The 671-nt window shown below is 44.6% G+C and carries 1 protein-coding gene; it reads right to left on the reverse strand.

All coding sequences use genetic code 11. The features are described from left to right. Window positions 1–368: 368 nt before the first annotated feature. A partial coding sequence (locus EI164_RS16615) for a hypothetical protein (RefSeq protein WP_263972683.1) occupies window positions 369–671 on the reverse strand: 303 nt, incomplete at its 5' end.

The following is a 671-nucleotide window of genomic DNA, read 5'->3' on the forward strand; positions in this document are numbered from 1 at the left end:
CTCTTTCATTTCAGGGGTATAGTTTCGTGTTTTCATTGTCGTATTCTCTCAGAAAATTGAGTCTCCGACAATTCCGGGGCGGTTCAGCTAGATAAAAAGCGTAAAGCACTAAGTAACCTTCGGATAGATACTAACGATGAGCTTAGAAATTTAGGACAGCTAAAAGTTGATATTTTTAACAATCAAATTAAGCATATTATAGACACTATTAAAAAGATAAAAGATGCGGGCTCTAAACTTGAGAATTTTAGTCAGTCGATTACAGAGCAAGACTATATTGACATACAGCAAAAGGTAACCGCTTCACTTGAGTTAGAGAACGGTCTTTTAACAGGTGCGGCAGCAGGTGTCCTTACGGGCATAGGCGCTTACGGGTCTGTTGGCTTACTTGCTTCGGCTTCAACAGGCACAGCAATTTCAGCATTATCAGGAGCAGCTGCCAAAAGCGCTACGCTTGCATGGCTTGGTGGCGGATCTTTAGCAGCAGGTGGATTCGGTATGGCAGGCGGTACTTTGGTACTAGGAGGTATAGTTGCCGCTCCCGCATTAGCTATAACGGGTCTGCATCTTGCTGGTAAAGGTGAGAAGGCGTTAACCCAAGCGCGCGATGCGAAACTTATACCAAACCCAACAATTAAAGTTGCGCCCAAGCACGAGCAGTTAACGACCGA

It is taken from the genome of Psychrobacter sp. FME13 (genome assembly GCF_014861395.1).
GTDB lineage: Bacteria > Pseudomonadota > Gammaproteobacteria > Pseudomonadales > Moraxellaceae > Psychrobacter.